The organism is Streptomyces poriticola, assembly GCF_036689765.1.
GTDB classification, from domain to species: Bacteria; Actinomycetota; Actinomycetes; order Streptomycetales; family Streptomycetaceae; genus Streptomyces; species Streptomyces poriticola.
This window is the reverse complement of sequence record NZ_JBAGKH010000005.1, coordinates 129,394-150,737: the sequence shown is the minus strand read 5'-3', so window position 1 is coordinate 150,737 and position 21,344 is coordinate 129,394. Positions and strand designations below refer to the sequence as shown.

Below are 21,344 nucleotides of genomic sequence, written 5' to 3'. Positions count from 1 at the left end.
GGACAGTGAGGTGGGCCGTGGCGGGCACGGATGGCTCCGGCGGTTGGCGGCATCGCTGGGGGAGGATCGGCGTGTCGCTGGTGCTGCTGGTCCCCCTGCTGGCGGTGACCGCCGCCGGCCCCGGTGACGGCGGCGACAGCGACCGCGCGGAAGCGCCGGCGGACTCGGCCGGAACCCGGATCGCGTACGCCGGGACCCGGCACCGCAGCCTGGGCCGGGTGGACACCAAGACCTCCAGCGTGCCGCTGTTCGGTGCGGGGCCGGCGCACTTCGACGTCCATCCCTCCGCGCTGGGCGACCAGTTGGTCTTCGCGAGCCGCCGCGACGAGAAGGACCCGCAGATCTATCTGCGGGCCGGCGACGGGTCGGTGCGCAGGCTGACCAGCGGCCGCGACGCGGCGCACCCACGGCTGACGCCGGACGGGCAGGCGGTGGTGTTCGACTCGGCCGAGCCCGCGGGCGCCGGTACCCAGCGGGATCTGTGGCTGGTGCGCACCGACGGCACCGGTCTGACCCGGCTGACCGACACACCCGCGAACGAGGAACATCCGGCCGTCTCACCCGACGGGCAGCGGCTGGCCTACGCCGCCGACGGCGATCCGGCCGCGGGGCAGCAGATCTACGTCCGGCCCCTGGCGGGCGGTGCCGCCGAGCGCGTCACCCGTCCCGGATACGGCCCGGCGACCGAACCGGCGTGGAACCCGGTGGACGGCGACGGGAAGCGGAACGTCATCGCCTACACGCTCAACGGCGCCGACGGGCCCCGGCTGCGCTGGACCGACTCGGACGGGCGCGGCAACGGGACACTGCTGTCCGGCGCGCAGGCCGACTGGCGGGCCCACGGGGCACAGTGGCTGCCCGGCGGGGACGAGGTGATCTTCCTCAGTCCGGAGATCACCTGTGAGTGCGAGGGCGACTACGACCATGTGTTCCGCACGCCGGCCTACTCCGACGCCGTCCCCTCCCTGGTACTGAACGAGGACCGCGAGGTCGGCAAGGTCACCTGGCTCGGCCCCGCCGACGGCGGCACCGCGGTGGTGGACCGCACCTCCGCGTCCGGCCCGCACGCGGTGACCCTCCAGGACGTGCGGACCGACGGCTCCGACCCGCGCGACCTCGGTCTGACGATCCTGAACGAGGATCCGGCCGCCGACACCAACACCGACCCGGCGAGGGATCCGCTGTTCCAGCCCTCCGAGGGCTACGACCCGTGGACCGAGCGGCAGAACTACACGCCCGACGGTCGCCGGATCGTGGTGACCCGTTTCGAGGACGGCGACGCCGGGCGGATCCAGCGGATCTGGATCGCCGACGCCGACGGCTCGGGCGCCGAACCGCTGCCGCTCGCCGGACGGGGGCCGCGGGACTGGGACACCGACCCCGCGTTCTCGCCGGACGGCAGACGTCTCGCCTTCACCCGGACCTCACCGGGCGGGGTCGGCGAGGCAGCCGGGCCCAGCCGGATCCTGATCGCGGACGCGGCGACGGGCGAGATCCGCGACGAGATCATCCCGCCCGCCGGACAGGCCCGGGGCAGCGACGCCCAGCCCACCTGGTCCTCCGACGGCACCGTGCTGGCCTTCACCCGCACCCGTGTGATCGACGGCAACGGCGGCAACAAGCACGTCTGGACGGTGCCGGTGGACCGGCTGGACCGGCAGCGCGACCTGAGCGCGGCGCACTGCCCGGGCGACTGCGAGGTGATCGACGACAGCCCGGCGTTCTCGCCGGACGGGACGACCGTCGCGTTCAACCGGAAGAACGGCGGCGGCCGCATCGACGAACGCAACGGCATCCTGCTCGCGTCGGCGGCCGGTGACGACTGCCGGGTGCTGCTGCCGGACGCCGCCCGCGAGCTGCCGGACGCCTGCGGCCGCGAGCTGCCGGACACCTCGGCCACCGGTCCGTTCCAGCCCCGGGACGCCGCGTGGACGGCGGACGGCGGGAGCCTGGTGGTCAGCTCCCGCTCGGCACTGCCCGGCAACAGCCCGGAGAAACTGCACCTGGTCGACGTGGACACCGGTGCCCGTACCCCCCTCACCGACGACCTGCCGGGGCGGCAGAAGGAGCCGAGCGTGCAGCAGTCGGTCGATCTCGCGGTCCGGGCGCCCGACGGCTCCGCCGAGATCGCCGTGGGCCGCACCGGCACGGTCCGGGTCGAGGTCGTCAATCACGGCCCCGCGGCCTCGCCCGGCACCGGGCTGACCGTGGCACCGCCCACGGGCGTCGGCGTCACCGGGCTGACCGCGCCGGGCGGCAGCTGCGACGCCGCCGCCCTCACCTGCGACCTCGGGGTGGTGCCGCCCGGCGGCACGGTCCCGGTGACCGCCACCCTGACCGGTGTGACTCCCGGCGACCATCCGGTCGACTGGTCGGTCACCGGTGCCGTGCTCGACCCGAACCCCACCGACAACGCCGACCGGACCGTGGTACCCGTGCGCGAGGCGCCCGAGCCGCCCGACCCGACGCCGAGCCCGACACCGCCCACGAGCGCGCCTCCCACCGCTCCCCCGCCCACGACGGCACCCCCGACCACACCGGAGGCTCCGGCCCCGCCCACGACGGCTCCGCCGTCCGCACCGCCGCCCCCGCCGGTCGAGCCGCCCGCACCGGAGGCCGGCCCCGCGGTGCGTGTCACGGCCCGGCCCGAGCCCGGCTATGTCGGCGGCCGGGTCGTCGTCACCTACACCGTCAGCAACGGCCGCAACGCGCTGGCCACCGGACTGCGGCTGCGGCTCGGTCTGCCCGAGGGCATGGCGAACAACGGGCCGCCCGCGGGCTGCGACGCCACCTGGGTGTGTGCACTGCCCGATCTGCAGCCGGGCGCGCGGACCGTGCTGCGGGTGGTGCTCAGCCCCGACCGGGCGCAGGTCGCACAGGTGACCGGCGAGCTGACCACGACCGGGACGGACGCCGACCTCGGCGACAACAGCGACCGGCAGCGGCTGCGCATCCTGCAGCCGCGGATCGTCGCGGTACCGGAGGTCGGCAGGCCCGGCTTCGTGACCTCCGTGCGCGGCGAGGACTTCCCGCCGGGCGTGCCGGTGCGGTTCCGCTGGGAGCCGGGCATCACGGCCGCGGCGGCCCCGACGGTGCCGGAGCCGGACGGCACGTTCATCGGCCAGCTGCTCATCCTCCCCAAGGACCAGACCGGTCCGCGGGAGATCGCCGCGAGCGGCCCCGGATTCTCGCCGGTGAAGGCCGACTTCCTGGTCGTCAACGGCAGTGTGCAGCCGCCGGACGAGGTGACCCGCCGGTGATCCACGAGGTCGACGAGGCGCTGGGCCGGCTGCTGGACGGGGCCGGGCTCGCGGCGACGGGCGTCGAGGTGGTCTTCGACGCGCCGACCCGCGACTGGGCGGCCCGCCGCAGCGCCCCCACCGTCTGCGTGTTCCTGTACGACATCCGCGAGGACAACTCGCGGCGCAACAGCAGCAGCGGCGAGGTGTACGACGAGGACGGCTTCGTCGTGGCCCGGCGCTCCCCCGCCCGCTGGTTCGAGCTGACCTATCTGGTCACCGCGTGGGCGAGCCGCCCAAAGGACGAGCACCGGCTGCTGTCGGAGGTGCTGACCTGCCTGGTGTCCACCGACTCCCTGGCGCCGCACCTGCTGACCGGCTCGCTCGCCGAACTCGGCCTCATCGTCGGTCTGGAAGCGGGCGGCACCAGCCTGGACGCGCCGGACGCGTCCGAGGTGTGGTCGGCGCTCGGCGGGGAGCTGAAGCCGTCGCTCGGGGTGCGGGTGCGGGCTCCGCTGGCCGGCATCACCCGGGTGGCCGGCCCGCCGGTCACCGAGGGGCTCGTCGTGCGCTCGGTGCCGCGGGCCGGACCGGAGGGGACGGAGGCGTCGCGCCGCCTGCGCTACACGGAGGTCGGCGACCCCGGCCAGGAGGGGTTCGGCGGGTCGCGGGAGCGGCCGGCCACGCCCGCGCGCCGCCGACGACGAGGGGACCGCCAGCCGTGACGTACACCGTGGAGCCCGGCTCCCCGACCCGCACCGAAAGCGACGCCGAGACCGGTATCGGTACGAGTACCAGCACCGGCAGTGACACCGGCACCGGCACCGGCAGCGAGCCGACTGCCGCGCTCTGGCCGCGGCTTCAGACGGTGGAGGAACGGGTGCGGCGGGCCGTGGCGGTCCGGCGGGCCGCCGACCCCGACCCGGACGACCCCTACCGGGGCCAGTACCTCACGCACGAGGCGGCCGTCCGGATCCTCGACGAACGGGGCGGCACCGGACGGCCGGGACCGCCCTCCGAGAAGACACCGCCCGGCTCCCCGCTCGGCCGTCTCGTCCGGGACTTCGGCCTGGCACCGCTGGACGTGGACCTCGTCCTGGTCGCCCTTGCGCCGGATCTGGACGCCCGGTTCGAGCGGCTCTACGGCTATCTCAACGACGATCTGACCCGCCGCCGGCCCACGGTGGGCCTCGCGCTCGAACTGTGCGGCCACACCGGAGCGTCCGCCGCCCGTTTCCGGCTCTCCCCCGGCGCGCCGCTCCTGGCGGGCGGCCTGTTGGAGGTGGGGGAACCGGAACGCCCCCCGCTCTCGCGGGTGCTGACGGTGCCGGACCGGGTCGCCGCGCATCTGCTCGGCGACCCGGCGCCGGACGCGCGGCTCCTGGAGGTGCTCGGCGAGGACGCCGTCGACCCGGCGCTGGACGCCGGGCTGGTCCGGCAGGCCGGCGCGGCGGCCCACAGCGGCACCGGCCATGTGCACCTGCGGGCCCGTGGCGGTGCCCCCGAGGGCCTGGCGGGTGCCGCCCTGCGCGCCTCGGGGCGCCACCCGCTGGTGCTCGACACGACGGCGCTGGCCCGGCACTCCGGTGAACTGGCCGCCCTGGCCCGGGTCGCCGCCCGGGAGGCCCGGCTGACCGGAGCCGGTGTGGTCCTCGGGCCGCTGGAGGCGCTGCCCGACCGGCCGGCCGACCGGGCACACGCCCTGCGCACCCTGTGCCGGGCGCTGTCCGGGATCCCTCTGTTCACCTACGGCTCCGACGGCTGGGACCCGGCATGGGCGGCCCGCACACCCGTGACCCTGACGGTGCCGGCCCCCTCGCCCGGGCAGCAGGTGGCGCGCTGGCGGTATGCGCTCGAGGCGGCGGGCGGCGACGGGACACCGCCCGCGGACGTGGAGCCCCTGGCCCGGTCGGTGGCCGCACATCGGCTGGACTCCGGGCAGGTGCGGCGCGCCGCGGGCCAGGCCGTGCGTACGGCCGCGCTGGCCGGACGTCCGGTCGCCCAGGAGGATCTGCGGGCCGCCGTGCGGGCCCAGAACGGGGCGGGCCTGGCCCGGCTGGCCCGCCGGGTGGAGCCCGCGGTGGGCTGGGACGACCTGGTGCTGCCGCCGCGGACCCGTCGCGGGCTGCGCGAGCTCGCCGTGCGGGCCCGCCATCGCGACCAGGTCCTCGGCCAGTGGGGGATGCGTCCCGGCGGTGGCCGGGGCCGGGGCGTGATCGCCCTGTTCGCGGGCGAGTCGGGCACCGGCAAGACGATGTCCGCCGAGGTCGTCGCCGCCGACCTGGGCATGGACCTGTACGTGGTCGACCTGTCGACGGTCGTCGACAAGTACATCGGGGAGACCGAGAAGAACCTGGAGCGGATCTTCACCGAGGCGTCGGCGGTCAACGCGGTACTGCTGTTCGACGAGGCCGACGCGATCTTCGGCAAGCGCTCGGAGGTGAAGGACGCGCACGACCGGCACGCCAACATCGAGTCGGCGTATCTGCTGCAGCGGATGGAGTCGTTCGACGGTCTCGCCGTGCTCACCACCAATCTACGGGCCAATCTGGACGAGGCGTTCACCCGGCGGCTGGACGTGGTGGCGGACTTCCCGGTGCCCGACGCCGCCCAGCGCCTCGCCCTGTGGGAACGCTGCCTCGGCGGACATCTGCCCCGCGCGGACGACCTGGACCTGGGTTTCTGCGCGGAACGCTTCGAACTGGCCGGCGGCTCGATCCGGGCCTGTGCGGTCACCGCCGCATATCTCGCCGCCGAGTCGGGCGCACCGCTGACCATGGCGCAGCTGGTGACGGCGGTCGCGCAGGAGTACCGCAAGCTCGGCCGGCTGGTCCTGGAGACCGAGTTCGGGCCCTATCTGGCACAGGTCACCGGCTGAACCGCCGCGGGCGCCGCCTCCCGGACCTCCGGTGCCCGTCTCACGGACCTCCGGTGGCCGCCTTCTCAACCGCCCGGTGACCGCCGCCGGCCGCCCGGTGGCCACCGCCGGCCGCCCTGCACGCGCGGCCCGGGGCCGGGCGCCCCGACGGGCAGGGCGATTGCCCCCGGACCGGGCCGGAAGTCCCTGTCACCAGCAGTGATCGGCGGAAAGGCTGGGACCGACCCGACCGCAGGACGTTAAGGAGCGAGCATGCCGACGTACCTCACCCCAGGCGTGTACATGGAGGAGGTGCAAGCCGGTGCTCGCCCCATCGAAGGGGTCGGCACCGCCGTCGCCGCGTTCGTCGGCCTCGCCGAGAACGGCCCGTTCCACACCCCGACGCTGGTCACCAACTGGGACCAGTACACCCGGGAGTTCGGCGGCTTCACGCAGGGCACCTATCTTCCGCACGCCGTCTACGGCTACTTCGCCAACGGCGGCGGGTCCGCCTACATCGTCCGGGTCGGCGGCTCCGACGGCGCCTCCGCTTCCCACGCGGCCGGCGCCGCCGGACAGCCGAAGCAGCTCCCGCAGCCCGTGGAGGTGGGCGGCTTCCTCGTCACGGCCAGGCCCGGCGTCGGCGGGGTCTCCGTGGAGATCGCCGACCCGGACGGGGAGAACCCGCCCGAGGACCGTTTCAAGGTGCTGGTCCGCCAGGGCGACCAGGTGGCCGAGACGTACGATGCGTCGACCCGCAAGAACGTCAAGGGCTATCTGCTCAGCCAGGTCCGCTCCTCGAAGCTGATCGAGGTCACGGAGCAGCGCGGCGCGGCCCAGAGCAGGCCCGCGGCGCAGACCGTCGCCGTCCCCGACGCCTCCCCCGCGCCCGGCCCCGCCGGCTCGGGCGAGATGGCCCGGCTCGACCCGGTCGAGTATGTCGGCGACGCGGCGGCCCGTACCGGGTTCGGCGGGCTGGAGGCCATCGACGAGATCACGATGGTGGCCGTGCCGGACCTGATGAGCTCCTTCGAACGCGGCGCCATCGACGCCGAGGGTGTGCGCACGGTGCAGCTCGCCGTCATCTCGCACTGCGAGCAGATGGGCGACCGGGTCGCGGTGCTGGACACCCCGCCGGGCATGTCCGCCCAGCAGGTCCGTACCTGGCGCAACGACGAGGCGGGCTACGACTCCCACTACGCCACCCTCTACTACCCGTGGGTGCGGGTCTTCGACCCGGCGGCCGGGCGGAACACCACCGTGCCGCCCAGCGGTCATATCGCCGGCGTGTGGGCCCGCAGCGACGCCGAGCGCGGGGTGCACAAGGCCCCCGCCAACGAGATCGTCCGCGGCGCCGTCGACCTGGAACTGCGGCTCAGCAAGGGCGAGCAGGACCTGCTCAACCCGATCGGGGTGAACTGCGTCCGCGCCTTCCCGGGGCGCGGGGTGCGCGTGTGGGGCGCCCGGACGCTCTCCTCCGACCCGGCCTGGCGCTATCTGAACGTGCGCCGCCTGTTCAACTACCTGGAGGAGTCCATCCTTCTGGGCACCCAGTGGGTGGTGTTCGAGCCGAACGACGACAGGCTGTGGTCGAGCATCCGCCGCAACGTCACCGCGTTCCTCAGCGAGGAGTGGCGCCGGGGCGCGCTGTTCGGCCGGAACGCGGCGGAGGCCTTCTACGTGAAGTGCGACCGCGACAACAACCCGCAGGAGTCCATCGACCAGGGCCGCGTGGTCTGCGAGATCGGCGTGGCCCCCGTCAAGCCGGCCGAGTTCGTGGTGTTCCGGCTCTCCCAGTTCTCCGACAGCACCAGCCTCGTCGACGAGTGAGCGACGGCTCCGCCATCCGGCACCGGCTCTGCCGGGCCACGGAACCACACGAAAGGTGACAGACAGTCATGGCAGAGGGCGACGCTCTTTCCACTCATGTCTTCGGCGTACAGCTCGGGGGCTACCTGGTCGAATCGATCCAGGAGATCAGCGGGCTGACCGTCGAGGAGCAGGTCGTCGAGGTGAAGTCGGTCACCCAGGACGGGCAGACGATCGTCCGCAAGCAGCCGGGCGGCAGCCAGCCCGGTGAGATCACGATCACCCGTGGGCTCGACCAGAGCAGCACGTTCACCGAGTGGATCAAGGAGACGCTCAACAAGGGCGCCGTCAAGACGGCACGGCAGAACCTCACCATCGAGATCAAGGACTCCACCGGGGAGACGGTCCGCCGCATCCAGCTGATGCAGGCCTGGGCGTCCAGGTGGGAGGGCCCGTCGCTCAGGGCGGGCGAGGGCAGCGCCGCAACGGAGACCGTGACCCTCGTGTTCGAGGAGATCGTCGTCGAATGAGGCGCCGTACCGTGACCGCGGGCAACCTGGAGGAGATTCTCCAGGTCACGGCGCCCGCGAAGGACGCGGGAGCGGCGGCCCCCCAACCCCCCGCCGCCGCTCCCGCGTCGGGGCAGGATCACGGCCTGCGCACCGAGTTCGAGTTCGAACTGCCGCGCGGGTACGTGGACGAGGCCGGCACGGTGCACCGCGAGGGCGCGATGCGGCTGGCCACGGCCCGCGACGAGCTGCGGCCCCAGATCGATCTGCGGGTCAAGGAGAACCCGGCGTACCTGAGCGTGGTGCTGCTCAGCCAGGTGATCACCCGGATCGGGACGATCACCGATGTGCACGCCGGGGTGGTGGAGCGGATGTACGCGACCGACGTGGCGTTCCTGCAGGACTTCTACCGGCGCGTCAACAGCGAGGGGCACACGCGTGCCGCGGTGACCTGCCCGCACTGCGAGGGCGGCTTCGAGGTCGACCTCTCGGGTGGGCGCCTGGGGGAATCGTGACGTACGCACTCCCCCGGCTGCGGGAGGAGATCGCGTACATCGCCTACCACTTCCACTGGCCCCGCGAGGAGATCCTCGACCTGACCCACGGCGAGCGCCGGCAGTGGGTGGCCGAGATCGTCCGTATCAACACCCGCATGAACGAAGGCGGTTGAACATGGCATGGCGGGACATACTCCGTCGCGGGCGCCGCACCGCCGGGCGGGACACCGCGCAGGCGCGGACCGAGGACACCGGGGCCGGCACTTCGTCCACCTCATCCGCCGCGGCTGCGGCGGATGAGCGGGGGTTCTCCGTGCCCGACGGCTGGGACGGCGGCTGGCGCCGCACCGCACCGCAGGCTCTGACCGTGGCCCGCTCCCCGATGGCCGTCAGTGACGGCCTCGCCTTCCGCGCGGGGCTGGCGGCGTGGCGGGATCCGTCGTTCGGCACGGGCCTCTCGCACGGTCTGCTGCCCTCCGCGCCGACCGGCCTCGTCCACGGCGTCGCCCGCCCGGCCACGGTGCCCCCGGCCAGCAGCAGCGGTGGCCCGCTGCTGCTGCTGGCGCTGTCCCCGGACGGGGACAGCGCCCGCACCGGCGAAGCGGAGTACCCCCCGGGCCCCGCACCGCTGCCGGGCCCCGCCCGCCGCCGGGAGACCGCGCCGCACGGCCGGCGGCCGGCCCGGGGTACGGGCGGCGGGGGCGGCGCGCGGGACGTGGCCGCGCCGTCCGGCACCGAGGACGGCGGCGACGGCGTCGGCAGCGCCGCCGGTCCCGTACGGGGTGAGGCCGAACGGCGGGACGGGGTACGGCGCGGTCGGGCACCGCGTGGTGGTCCACAGCGTGACGCGGTCCAGGGTGCTGCCGTACCCGACCGTGCGGTTCCGGACGATGCCGCACGAGATGATGCGCTGCCGCGTCGGGCGGTTCCGGTAGCCGCGGCGCGGGACGACGGCGTGCGGGGCGACGGCGCACAGGCGGACGCGGTGCCGGGCGAGGCCGGACGAGGTGATTCCGCGGGCCGGCCGCAGGCCCGACCGGGCGGGGCCACCCCGCCGCACGTGCAGCGACAGGAATCCGCCGACGCCCGGCCCGCGGGTGAGGTCGCTGCCACCGCAGCGTCCCGTGCCACGCCCCCCGGCACCGGCCCGACGGTCCTGCCCGACAGGCCTGCCGGGACACCACCACCGGGGCAGGACCAGCCACTGGTCCCGCGCTCCCCGGGGCCGGACCGCGGCCCGGAGCCCGACGGCACTCCTCCGGCCGCCCGCCGCACCCAGGACGACGAACGGGGACCCGGAACGGGATCGTCCGGGGCCTCCCGTGCGGGCGGGAACACAGCGGCCGAGGGCTCGACCGCCGCCGGGAGCCCCTCGGGCTCCGGCCGGCCGGACGGCGTCGGCCCCTCGCGCCCCGCCGCACAGGCCGGCGGCCGGCGCGGTCTCCTGGTCGAGCGGGCGAGGCCGGTACTGGACACCTCCGTGCCCTCCATGCCCTCCATGCCCTCCGCGCCCGCCGTGCAGCGGGCGGCGGGCGGCGGGGACGGTCGTGAAGCCGGCGTCCCGCGCCCGGCACCCCACCGGTTCCCACTCGTCCGCCGTGTCGCGGTGGTTCCCCCGGCTTCCGCCGACCGCGCCGGCCGGGACCGCACGGCTCCCGCGGCGACGCACGGCTCCGCGGCTCCGGCCGCCGCCCGGCGCACGGCGACCCGCGGCGGTACGGAGGCCAGCGGTTCCCGCGCCGCCCGGCCGGCCACCGGGACGCCCTCGGCCGGCTCCGCCGAACCGGGCACGCCACCCCCGGCCGTCCGCCCGCGTTCCGTCGCCCGCCCGCTGACCGTCGCCCGGCGTGTGGCCGCTCCGGTGCGCCGCGTGGCCACGGTGCCCCCCGCCGCTGCTCCGCCGAACTCCTCGCCACCCACGCCGCCTACGCCGCCCACGCCGCCAGGGGCATCCTCGCCGCCGGCCGGCACCTCTCCGAGTGCCGCCTCGCCACCTGCCGCCCCGGCCGGGCCGACAGCCGGCCTGCCGTCGGCCGTACCCTCGGGTCCCGGTCACGCCGGGACGGGCGCCGCCGTGCGGCGTGCCCCGGGACGCCCACCGCTCGGCGCGCCGATGACCGAACTCCCGGACACCGCACAACCCTCGAGTCCCCGGGACACCGGGACCGCCGCCGGTGGGACCGGCCCCGCGCTGCCCGTCCTGCAGAGCCGCACCGAGGACGCCGGTGGCCGTCCGGCCGTCCGGGCCGTGGACGGCGGGACCAGTGCCCCCACCCCGCCGCCGACGCCCGGAGCCGCCGCCCGCTCCGCCCCGACCACGTCCCGGCCCGACGCCGGGCACCGCTCCGCGCCGAAGCCGTCGGGACCGCGTGCCCGCAGCGGCCTGGGAGCACCCCTGCCCGCGCTGCCTCCCAGCGCCGACCTGCCCGGGCCGGGCGGACGGCCGGCCCGATCACCGGCTCCGCGCTCCGGCAGCGCCCCGCGGCGATCGGCGGCACCCGCGCCCGCCGCGGCCGAACGTAACGGGCAGGCACCCCTGTCGGGCTCCCCGTCCGCACCGGAACCCCGGGTCACGCCCCGGCCGGACGGACCGCACGGCCCCGGTGGAAGGGCGGCGGGCGTGCCCGCCGAGGGGCCTCCCGCAGGGCTCGTGCAGCGCCGCGCGGCCGAACACGGCGTGTCCGCGAGAGACGCCTCCGGGCACCCGGTTCCGCTCGTCGTTGCCCGCGCCGCGGCTCCCCGGGCCGGGGACGCGGTCTCACCGGCGGCAAGGCCGGCACCGGCGGCCCCCGCCATCCGGCTTCTCGCGGCGCGCCCCCTCCCCCTCAGCACCCGCCCGGCGGACGGTACGCCCCCGCCGGCCGCCTCCCGCGCCCGGACCGGTCCCGTGGTCGCGGCGCGCTGGCCCCGTGAACCGGGTGGGGGGTACGAGGGTGCCGCGCCGCGCGTCCAGCGCACCCCGGCCGGCCCCGGTCCGACCGCCCGGCCCGCACGTGCGAGGGCGGTACAGCCCGCGCCGGCCCCACAACCGCGCGCGTCCGCGGCGCCGGGCGAGGACGGCCCCGCGCATCCGCGTACACCCCTGCCGGTCGCCGGTCCCCCGGACCGGCTCGCCTCCGTGCAGCCGCTGCGCCCCGCGGCCGGTCCCGCGGCGGGCCGTACCCCCAGGGCAGGCCCGGCGCCCCGCGCCGTCCAGCGCGACACGGGCAAGGACGGTAACGGCACCGGAACGACGGCCGGAGCGGCGCGGGAAGCGACCGCCGGGGAGACGGCGGAGACCGACGGCGGCGCGACGGAGGCCGACTCGACGGCCCAGGAACGGACATCCGCCCCCAAGAGAGCCCAGGACGCCGGTCTCGACCTGGACGACCTGGCCCGGCGGCTGATCGACCCGGTGGCCCGTCTGCTGCGCACCGAGTTGCGGCGCGGCCGGGAGCGGACGGGACGGCCCTACGACCGGCACCACTGAGAGCAGCGCCGTACGACCACCACGAACGGACCCTGGCACAACGGGATGAGACGGACGGATGACGGACAACATCTTCGCCACGAGCGTGTTCTTCCGGCTCGCCATCGGCGGCGACGACCTGGGCGCGTTCCACACCTGCTCCGGCATGGGCGCGCAGGTCGAGATCGAGAGTTATGCCGAGGGCGGCAACAACGGCTTCAGCTGGCAGCTGCCCGGGCGCGTGACCTGGTCGAACATCACCTTCACCCGTCCGGTCACCGGCGACACCGCGAAGATCGGCCGCTGGCTGGACGAGACGCTGCGGCGGGTGGAGCCCAAGGACGGCGAGATCGTGGCGCTGCGGCCCGATCTGAGCCGGATCATCGGCTGGCAGGTCTACGGCATCGTCCCCGTGCGCTGGGAGGGGCCGTCGTTCGACCCGTCCAGCCCCCAGGCGGCGATGGAGACCCTGGAGATCGCGCACGAGGGGCTGACGCCTTCCTGACGCTCGCAGTACGCCGCGGAAAGGACCCCCCTCTCTCTCCCCCCCCACGGAAAGGAACACCCACCATGTCCCCAGCGGTCCGTGCCGGCCGGGCCAGGGCCCAGCTCACGCTCAAGGAACCGCCCGCCTCGGTCGGGGCCAGGCCCGGTGGCACGATCACGCGGCTCGGACTGCAGTTCAACCCCGCGACGCTCCAGCTGAGCAAGACCGCCGAGTGGCGGCGCTCGCCGTCCCGGATGGCGGGCCGGTCCGCGCTGCCGGAGTTCGTGGGCAGCGGTCCGAGAACCCTGAGCCTCGAGGTGTTCCTGGACGCCACCGCCACCCACGACAACTCCGTGGAGCAGGCGGTGGAGAAGCTGATGAAGGCCTGTGTGCCGACCCCGACGAGCCTGGGCCGCAAGAAACCGGCCAGCCCGTGGGTGCGGTTCGAGTGGGGCACGGCGCGCACCACGTCGTTCGACGGGGTCCTGTCCAGCCTGTCGGTTTCGTACACGCTCTTCGACGTGGACGGCAAACCGCTGCGGGCGACCTGTTCGCTGTCCATCGAGGAGGCGAGCGTCGACCCGCCGGGGCAGAACCCCACGTCGGGTGCGCGCACCGCCCGCAGCACGCACACGGTGGTGGCGGGCGACAGCCTGGCGATGCTGGCGTGGCGGGAGTACGGGGACGCGACCGCCTGGCGGGCGATCGCGGAGGCGAACGGTATCGACGATCCGATGGCCCTGGTCCCCGGCACCGAACTGGTGGTGCCGGGCGTCCCGGACGGCTCGGGCGAGGAGGAACAGTGACCATGTCCACCGAACGCGGCGGCCGTTCGTTCGCCGCCGATCCCGTCGTCGAGGCGCCCGCAGAGCTGCCGCAGACCTGGGTGGCACAGCTGGTGAGCTGCGTCGTCGACGAGAACGTCGGCCTGCCGGACGCGGCGGTGCTCACCTACCGCGATCCCGACCACGAGTTCCTGACCGCCACCGGCATCACCATCGGCACTCCGCTGAGCGTCTCCGTGGTGACGGTGAAGGGGCAGACCCGGGAGCGGCTGTTCAGCGGCGAGGTCACCGCGCTCGAGCTGGACCGGGACAGCACCGGTTCGTTCACCGTCGTCCGGGCGTACTCCAAGGCCCACCGGCTGCAGCGGGGCCGCAAGGTCGTGGCGTACCGGAACATGACGACCGCGGCGATCGTCCGCCAGGTCGCGACGAAGGCCGGGCTCGCCGTCGGCAAGGTCGAGGCGCCCGCCGTCACCCACCGGCAGTTGTCCCAGGCCAATGTCTCCGACTGGGACTTCCTGCAGTACCTGGCCGGGGAGTGCGGCGCGCAGGTGAGCGTGGACGACAAGGGCGTGCTGCACTTCACCCGGCCGGTGGAGGCGTCGGGTGCGCCCGATCCGTCGGCTTCGGCGACGAGCAACCCGCTGGTGCTGGAGTACGGGCGGAACCTGCTGGTGCTGCGGGCCGCGCTGACGCTCGCCGACGCGGCGTCGAAGGTGCAGGTCCGCGGCTGGGACACCACCACCAAGCGGGCGCTGGTGGCCGAACAGGCGTCGATGGCCAGCGGCACGGTGGTACCGGGGCTCGCCCCGGCGTCCGTCGAGCGGTTCGGCAGGGCCACACAGATCACGGTCGCCGACACCCCGTACCGCACGCAGGCCGAGACGGCGGCGGTCGCGCGGGCGACCGCGGAACAGGTCGCCGCCGGCTTCGGCGAACTGGAGGCGGTGGTGGAGGGCAATCCGCGCCTGCGCGCCGGGCGGGCGATCGCGCTCGGCAACGTGGGTGCGGCGTTCTCCGGCCGGTACACGGCGACGGCGGTGCGGCATGTGCTGGAGCCGCACGGCGGCTACCGGACCTCCCTGTGGGTCTGCGCGAGCCCGGACCGTTCGCTCACCGGACTGGTGGCCGGGGCCGATGCGCCCGGCCGCGGGCAGCGCATCCCCGGACTGGCGATCGGCGTCGTGACCGACGTACGCGAGCCGAACGGCTCGGAGCGCGGCGCGGTACGGCTGAAGTTCCCCTGGCTGGACGACACGTACGTCACCGACTGGGTGCGCACGGTGCAGTGGGGCGGCAAGGGCGGCGGCGGAGTGGTCAGTCCCGAGGTGAACGACGAGGTGCTGGTCGGGTTCGAGCAGGGCCTGCTCGACAGCCCGTATGTGATCGGCGGGCTGTACAACGGCGTGGACCGGCCGTCGCCGCACGACGTGCCGCTGGTCGACCGGACCAGCGGCAAGGTCAACCGCCGTTCCGTGGTGTCGCGTTCGGGGCACCGGGTGGAACTGCTGGACGCGGCGGCGCCCGGACCGTCGGGGCTGCGTCTGGTGACCGGGGACGAGCGCCTGGAGGTACGGATGGACGACCGCCGGGAGCGGATCGAGGTGACCGTGTTCACGGGACCGAAGCGTGTGGCGACCTCCGTCGTCCTGGACCGGGACAGCATCACGCTGGACGCCGGGAAGGGAACGGTGCGGGTGAAGGGACGCAGGGTCGACATCTCGGGCACGGCCGGGGTCGACATCAGCGGCCGCAAGGTGGGGGTGACGGGCCGGTCGGAGGTCAGCGTCGACGGGGGGCTGCTCGGCATCCTCAAGGCCAGACTCATCAAGATCAACTGAGCTTGCCGGGGCCGGCCGGGCCGCCCGCCGCCGTACCGGAGTCCCTGCCGTACCGGAATCCCTGCCGTACCGGGACGGGCCGTCCCCGCCGTACCGGACACCGAACCCGAGAAGGAGCCCCCGATGCCAGCAGCAGCCCGCACCGGTGACCCGACCAGCCACGGCGGCCGGATCACCACTGGGCCGCCGACCACGGCCGCGGCCCTCGCCCGCGTGCTGATCGGCGGCCTTCCCGCCGCCGTCGTGGGCAGTCTGCACGTCTGCCCGATCGTGCCGCACGCGGCGATGGGCCCGGCGAACGTGATCGTGCCCGACCCGGGCGATGCCGCCGGTGGGGTGGTCCTCATCGGCGGGCTTCCGGCCGCGCGGACGGGCGACCGTACCGCGTGCGGCGCACAGGTGCTGCCCGGCGCCTTCAACGTGCAGATCGGAGGTGCACTGTGAGCGAGCGGTTCATCGGCCGCGGCTGGGCGTTCCCGCTGCGGGTCGGCTCGACCGGCGGGATCGCCATGGTCGAGCGGGGGCGCGAGATCGAGGAGGCCATCCGGTTGGTGCTCGGCACGGCACCGGGCGAGCGCCCGATGCGGCCCGATTTCGGCTGCGGCATCCACGACTACGTCTTCGCGCCCGGCGACGGCGCCACCGCCGGACGCGTCGCCCAGCAGGTGCGCGAGGCGCTGGAGCGGTGGGAACCGCGCATCGCCGTCGACGACGTCGTCGTCGCCTTCGACTCGGTGGACGCGGGCACGCTCTACATCGACGTGCACTACACGGTGCGGACCACCAACGACCGGCGCAACCTGGTGTTTCCCTTCTACACGATCCCCTCGGAGGAGGGGACCGAGGAAGCGGTCCCGAACTGATGGTCCTGCCCTCCCCCAACCTGGACGACCGACGGTTCCAGCAGCTCGTCGACGAGGCGAAGCGGTATGTGCAGCAGCGCGCGCCGGAATGGACCGACCACAACGTCTCCGACCCCGGTGTCACGCTGATCGAGACGTTCGCCTACCTCGTGGACCAGCTGCTGTACCGGCTGAACCGGGTCCCGGACAAGAACTACCTGGCGTTCCTGGATCTGCTGGGCATCCGGTTGTTCCCGCCCGCGGCGGCCCGTGCCGACGTCGACTTCTGGCTGTCCGCGCCACAGCCCGAGACGGTGACGCTGGCCGCGGGCACCGAGGTGACCACGGCGGCGGCCGGGGAGAACGAGGAGGCCGTGGTGTTCGCCACCACGGAGGAACTGCGGATCGTGCCCAGCGAGTTGACGCGCCTGGTGACCGCGCCCCGGACCGGTGAGCAGACCGACCGGACCGGCGCGCTCGCCGAGGGACTCGACGTGCCCTGCTTCCAGGCGGCGCCCGAGCCCGGGGACGCGCTGCTGTTCGGTCTGCCGGCGGCGGTGCCGCGCTGCGTCGTCGCGGTGCGGCTGGACAGCCGGGTCGAGGGCGTGGGCGTCGACCCGCGCCAGCCGCCGCTGGTGTGGGAGGCCTGGGACGGCGGGCGCTGGCAGCGGTGCGAGACCGGCGAGGACTCCACCGGCGGGCTGAACCGGCCCGGCGAGGTCGTCGTGCACGTCCCTGCCGGGCACTCCACGTCGGTGATCGGCGGCACCCGCGCGGGCTGGCTGCGCTGCCGGGTGGTGTCGGCCGAGCCCGGCCAGCCGTTCTACTCCGAGTCGCCGACGGTGCGCGAGGCCGCCGTGTTCACCATCGGCGGCACCATGACGGTGGAGCACGCCGAGACGGTGACGGACGTGCCGCTGGGCGCGTCGGAGGGCGTGGCGGGGCAGACGTTCCGCCTCGAGCGACCGCCCGTCCTGCTGGACGGGGAGCCGCCGGTGGTGGAGGTGTCCACCGCCGACGGGTGGCAGCGCTGGTACCCCGTCGACCACTTCGGGCGCTCCGGGCCCGAGGACCGTCATGTGCGGGTGAACGCGACCACGGGCGAGTTCACCTTCCCGCCCGCGCTGCGCGAGGCGGACGGCACACTGCGTACCTGCGGTGCCGTGCCGCCCAAGGGAGCCCGGGTGCGGGTGGCCCGCTACCGTACCGGCGGCGGCCCGGCCGGCAACGTCGCCCGGGGAGCGATCAACGTGCTGCGCAGTTCCGTGCCGTACGTGGCCCGGGTCGGCAACCGGGAGGCGGCCCGTGGCGGGGTCGCGGGGGAGAGTGTCGACAACGCCCGGCTGCGCGCCCCGCAGGCGCTGCGGATGCAGGAGCGGGCGGTGACCGCCGAGGACCACGAGACCATCGCCCGGCAGGCGGCCCCCTCGGTGCGCCGGGTGCGCTGTCTTCCCGCCGCCGGCGAACCGGGCGCGGTCCGGGTGCTGGTGGTGCCGGACGCGGTCGCCGACGAGGGTGACGACCGGCTCCGCTTCGAGCAGCTGATCCCGTCGGAGCAGGTACTCGCCACGATCACCGGGGCCCTCGACGAGCGGCGGCTGATCGGCACCCGGCTCGTCGTGGAACCGCCGGTCTACCAGGGCGTCACCGTGGCCGCCCGGCTCACGGCACCGTCCGGCGACGTGGACGCGGTCCGGGACGCGGCGCTGGCCGCGCTGTTCCGGCATCTCAACCCGCTGTGCGGCGGGCCCGACGGCACCGGCTGGCCGTTCGGACGGCCGGTGCAGTACGGGGAGGTGTTCGGGGTGCTGCAGGGCGCCGTCGGCGACGTACTGGTGGAGGACGTCCGGCTGTTCGCCGCCGACCCGATCACCGGGCGGCGCGGATCGCCCGTGGACCGCATCGACATCGGCGCGGGCACACTCGTCTTCTCGTACCAGCACCAGGTGGTCGTCACCGCCGCCGAGCCGGAGGACCACCGCCCATGAGCCGCGCCGCCGTTCCGGGCCTGCCCAGCCGGTACCCCATCGGTGAGCAGCTGCCCGCCCTGTACGCCGACGACGACCTCGCCCAGCGGTTCACCGCCGGTCTCGACACGGTGCTGGCGCCGGTCTTCGCCACCCTCGACAATCTCCCCGCCTACCTCGATCCCCGGGTGGCCCCGGCCGACTTCGTGACCTGGCTCGCCTCCTGGGTCGGCGGGACCGACGATCCCCGGTGGCCGGTCGAACTGCGCCGCGAGGCGGTGGCCCGGGCCGTGGAACTGCACCGCCGGCGCGGCACCCGGCACGGGCTGGTGGAGGCGCTGCGTCTGGTCCTCGGGGTGCACGCGGACGTCCGCGGCGACGGGGGCGCCGTCTGGTCGTCCCTCCCCGGCGCCGCACTGCCGCCGGCGCCGGACACCGAGGTCCTGGTGCGGGTGTGGCCGGGGCGGACGGAGACGGTGGACGCGGAGCGGGTCCGGGAACTGGTCCGGGCGCTGTGTCCGGTGCACACGTCCTGCCGGGTGGAAGTCCTGCCCGGGCCCCCGGCCGACGAGGAGGGGTGACGTCATGCGCGAGTGTCCCGCCTGCGGGGCGGCCAACGAGGCGACGGACGACTTCTGCGGCAACTGCGGCGGCTACCTGGGCTGGTCGGACGCGGACCGCCGGACCGGCGGGGCGGCACCCGGCACCACTCCCGGGGCCGTCGGCCCGTCGCCGGCGGTCCGGGAGGACGCGCAGGCCGCGGCGGCCCCCGGCGGCACACCCCCGGCCTCGGCCGGCCCTGATCCCGGTCCGCCGCACGACGCGCGGCACGACGTCCCCGCCGACGCCGACGCCGGCACGGCCGCTCCCGCCCCGGCCCACGGCAGCTCCGCGGCGCCCGCATCGGCCGACGGCGCGGGGTCGGGCGCCACCACGCCCGACCCGGCCGCGACCGGCCCCGGGTCACCACGGGACGGCTCCGCCGCGGCCGGCCCCGGGCCGCGGGGCGACAGCTTCTCGGCGGCCACCGGACCCGGGCGCGGGCCACGGGGCAGCAGCTCCGCGGGCGCCTCCGGACCCGGGCGCGGGACACGGGACGGCAACTCCCCGGGCTCCACCGCCCCCTGGCCGGGCGGCGGCAGCCACGCGGAGGCCACCGAAGCCGAACCCACGCGACGAGACGGCGACCCCACCCGAGCCGCCGAACCCGAACCCGCACCACCGGGCAGCATCTCCCCGGGGCCACAAGACACCACCCGCACCCGAGCCGCCGAACCGGCACCCCCGGGCAGCAACCCAGGCACCACCGGAACCGAACCCGGCCCACGGGACGGCCACCTCCCGGGCACCACGGACCCCGATCCCGGGCCGCGCGGCACCAGACCCCCAGGCACCACCGACCCCGAACCCACACCACAAGACAGCGACCCCACCCGAGCCGCCGAACCCGAACCAAGGCCACCGGGCAACAGCGCCCCGACGCCCACCGAAACCGAACCCACACCGCAAGGCAGCACCCCCACCCGAGCCGCCGAATCCGAGCGCCGGTCGCCGGGCGGCGCCTCGCCGGCGTCCGCAGGCCCTGCCCGTCCCACAGGGCATGCCCCGCCCGCGGGGTCAAGGCAGGCCGCCCGGGACCCCAGGACCGACGCCGGCCCCAGCAGCGGGTCCGGCGCGGGCAGCGAGCCCGGCGTCGGGAACGGCCCGGGGCCGGGGGACGGCTCCGGCGTCGGGGACGACCGCCCCCAGAGGCGGCGCCGCCCGAGGAACGACCCCGCCCCGAGCACTCGGCCCGGCCACTCCCCCGCCCCCCGCAGCGAGCCCCGACCCGGGAGCGATCCGCGGCCGGGCGGCGGCCCCGGACCCGGAGGTGCCCCGGGCCCGAGTGGCGATCTCCGCACCGGAGACGCCCCGGTGCCGAGCAGCGCCCCCGGTGCCGGAGACGACCGCGCCGCGTGGAACGAGCCTGTTCCACAGAGCGGCCGAGCCCGGCGGAGCGGGCGCCGCGGCCCCGGGGCCCGGAGGCGCGAAGCAGCCGAGCAGGACACGCACGCAGCAGCCGCGCCCGCCCGGGGCGACGCCACCGGCGGATCGGGAACTCCCGGCGGGGACGACGGCTCCACGAGCGTGCCGACCAACCCGGATCCGCCCGCGCTCCCGCCCCGGCGGGCTGCCCCGCCCCGGCCGACCGCGCAACCCGGGCCCACGCCGCCACGCGCACCGGCCGCGCCGGTTCCGGCCCCTGCGCCGGTTCCGCCCGTCGCGCCGCAGCCGGTCAAGCCCGCCAGGGCCGCCGCCCCGCGTCCGGTGGTCCGGCCCGTCGCGGCCGAGGCCGAGACCGCCGGCGCGCCGTGCGGCGCGTGCGGTACGCCCAATGCACCGCACCGCCGGTTCTGCCGACGGTGCGCGGCACCGCTGACCAGCGCACCGGCACCCGTCCCCCTTCCGTGGTGGCGGACCGTGTGGCCGCTGCGGCGCCGTACACGGGCCGGTTCCGGCCGTCCGGTGCGCCTCGCCGTGATGCTGGCCGTCCTGCTGGCCCTGAGTGTGGCCGGATTCCTGCTGCTCCCTGCCGGCCGCGCCCTGTACGAGGACACCCGGGACAAACTCGGCAAGGCCAAGCCGGTGACCCCGACGCGTGTCTCGGCCACCGCCCAGCTGCCCGGGCACCCGGCGGGCGACACCACGGACGGGCTCAGCAACCGCTACTGGGCGGTGCCCGCCCCCGGCGCGTCCGTGACGTACACCTTCGACAAGCCCTTCCGGCTGGTCGACCTGATCATCACCAACGGTGCCTCGAAGTCCGCCGAGGAGTACGCCCGGCAGGCACGAGCGCTCCGGCTGGACCTGGAGGTGACGGCGCGGGACGGCACCGTCCGCCGCGAGCAGCTGGCCCTGAACGACAAGCCCGGACCGCAGACGTTCCCGCTCGGCATCAGCGACGCCACCACGGTCCGGCTGACCCTCGGCGCTCCCACCGGACTGTCCCGGGGCCGCCACATCGCCCTCGCGGAGGTGGAGTTCTTCCGGCGAGCCTGACCCGGCCCGGGTTCCCGACACGGT

At 75.5% G+C, this 21,344-nt stretch carries 16 protein-coding genes; all 16 read left to right on the top strand.

Annotated features, from left to right (window positions below; translation table 11 throughout):
- The first annotated feature begins 77 nt into the window (after positions 1 to 77).
- The 16 genes from V5O46_RS10725 to V5O46_RS10650 all read left to right on the top strand — a co-directional run bounded on the left by V5O46_RS10725 (position 78) and on the right by V5O46_RS10650 (position 21,320).
- Positions 78 to 3,260, top strand: a complete 3,183-nt coding sequence (locus tag V5O46_RS10725; protein ID WP_332884493.1) for a hypothetical protein — start codon at positions 78 to 80, stop codon at positions 3,258 to 3,260.
- Positions 3,257 to 3,964, top strand: coding sequence for a DUF4255 domain-containing protein (locus V5O46_RS10720; protein ID WP_332884286.1), 708 nt, complete (start codon positions 3,257 to 3,259; stop codon positions 3,962 to 3,964). The genes V5O46_RS10725 and V5O46_RS10720 overlap by 4 nt, the downstream gene beginning before the upstream one ends.
- Positions 3,965 to 4,107: 143 nt before the next feature.
- Positions 4,108 to 6,117, top strand: a complete 2,010-nt coding sequence (locus V5O46_RS10715; protein WP_332884492.1) for an ATP-binding protein — start codon at positions 4,108 to 4,110, stop codon at positions 6,115 to 6,117.
- Positions 6,118 to 6,369: 252 nt separating this feature from the next.
- Positions 6,370 to 7,926 (top strand): phage tail sheath family protein, encoded by a 1,557-nt coding sequence (locus tag V5O46_RS10710; RefSeq protein ID WP_332884285.1) that lies wholly within the window; start codon positions 6,370 to 6,372, stop codon positions 7,924 to 7,926.
- Between the two features lie 68 nt (positions 7,927 to 7,994).
- Positions 7,995 to 8,435, top strand: coding sequence for a phage tail protein (locus tag V5O46_RS10705; protein WP_332884284.1), 441 nt, complete (start codon positions 7,995 to 7,997; stop codon positions 8,433 to 8,435).
- On the top strand, positions 8,432 to 8,929 hold the full coding sequence (locus V5O46_RS10700; protein WP_332884283.1) for a hypothetical protein: 498 nt from the start codon (positions 8,432 to 8,434) through the stop codon (positions 8,927 to 8,929). The genes V5O46_RS10705 and V5O46_RS10700 overlap by 4 nt, the downstream gene beginning before the upstream one ends.
- Positions 8,926 to 9,084, top strand: a complete 159-nt coding sequence (locus V5O46_RS10695; RefSeq protein ID WP_332884282.1) for a DUF6760 family protein — start codon at positions 8,926 to 8,928, stop codon at positions 9,082 to 9,084. Before V5O46_RS10700 ends, V5O46_RS10695 begins: the two co-directional genes overlap by 4 nt.
- Before the next feature lie 2,945 nt (positions 9,085 to 12,029).
- Complete coding sequence (locus V5O46_RS10690) at positions 12,030 to 12,380, top strand: hypothetical protein (protein WP_332884281.1); 351 nt, start codon at positions 12,030 to 12,032, stop codon at positions 12,378 to 12,380.
- A gap of 58 nt (positions 12,381 to 12,438) precedes the next feature.
- Positions 12,439 to 12,864, top strand: a complete 426-nt coding sequence (locus V5O46_RS10685; RefSeq protein ID WP_332884280.1) for a phage tail protein — start codon at positions 12,439 to 12,441, stop codon at positions 12,862 to 12,864.
- Positions 12,865 to 12,929: 65 nt separating this feature from the next.
- Positions 12,930 to 13,652: a CIS tube protein gene (locus tag V5O46_RS10680; protein ID WP_332884279.1), complete on the top strand. Its 723-nt coding sequence runs from the start codon at positions 12,930 to 12,932 to the stop codon at positions 13,650 to 13,652.
- 2 nt (positions 13,653 to 13,654) lie between these two features.
- Entirely contained in the window at positions 13,655 to 15,472 is a 1,818-nt protein-coding gene (locus V5O46_RS10675; RefSeq protein WP_332884278.1) for a VgrG-related protein, read from the top strand.
- Positions 15,473 to 15,595: 123 nt separating this feature from the next.
- Positions 15,596 to 15,916, top strand: coding sequence for a PAAR domain-containing protein (locus V5O46_RS10670; protein WP_332884277.1), 321 nt, complete (start codon positions 15,596 to 15,598; stop codon positions 15,914 to 15,916).
- Positions 15,913 to 16,335 (top strand): GPW/gp25 family protein, encoded by a 423-nt coding sequence (locus V5O46_RS10665; RefSeq protein ID WP_332884276.1) that lies wholly within the window; start codon positions 15,913 to 15,915, stop codon positions 16,333 to 16,335. The genes V5O46_RS10670 and V5O46_RS10665 overlap by 4 nt, the downstream gene beginning before the upstream one ends.
- Entirely contained in the window at positions 16,335 to 18,302 is a 1,968-nt protein-coding gene (locus V5O46_RS10660; protein ID WP_332884275.1) for a putative baseplate assembly protein, read from the top strand. The genes V5O46_RS10665 and V5O46_RS10660 overlap by 1 nt, the downstream gene beginning before the upstream one ends.
- A complete protein-coding gene (locus V5O46_RS10655; protein WP_332884274.1) occupies positions 18,299 to 18,862 on the top strand; it encodes a phage tail protein in 564 nt (187 codons plus the stop codon). The genes V5O46_RS10660 and V5O46_RS10655 overlap by 4 nt, the downstream gene beginning before the upstream one ends.
- Before the next feature lie 1,924 nt (positions 18,863 to 20,786).
- The gene (locus V5O46_RS10650) at positions 20,787 to 21,320 is read left to right on the top strand and encodes an NADase-type glycan-binding domain-containing protein (protein WP_332884273.1); all 534 of its coding nucleotides are present in this window, start codon (positions 20,787 to 20,789) and stop codon (positions 21,318 to 21,320) included.
- Positions 21,321 to 21,344: the final 24 nt, after the last annotated feature.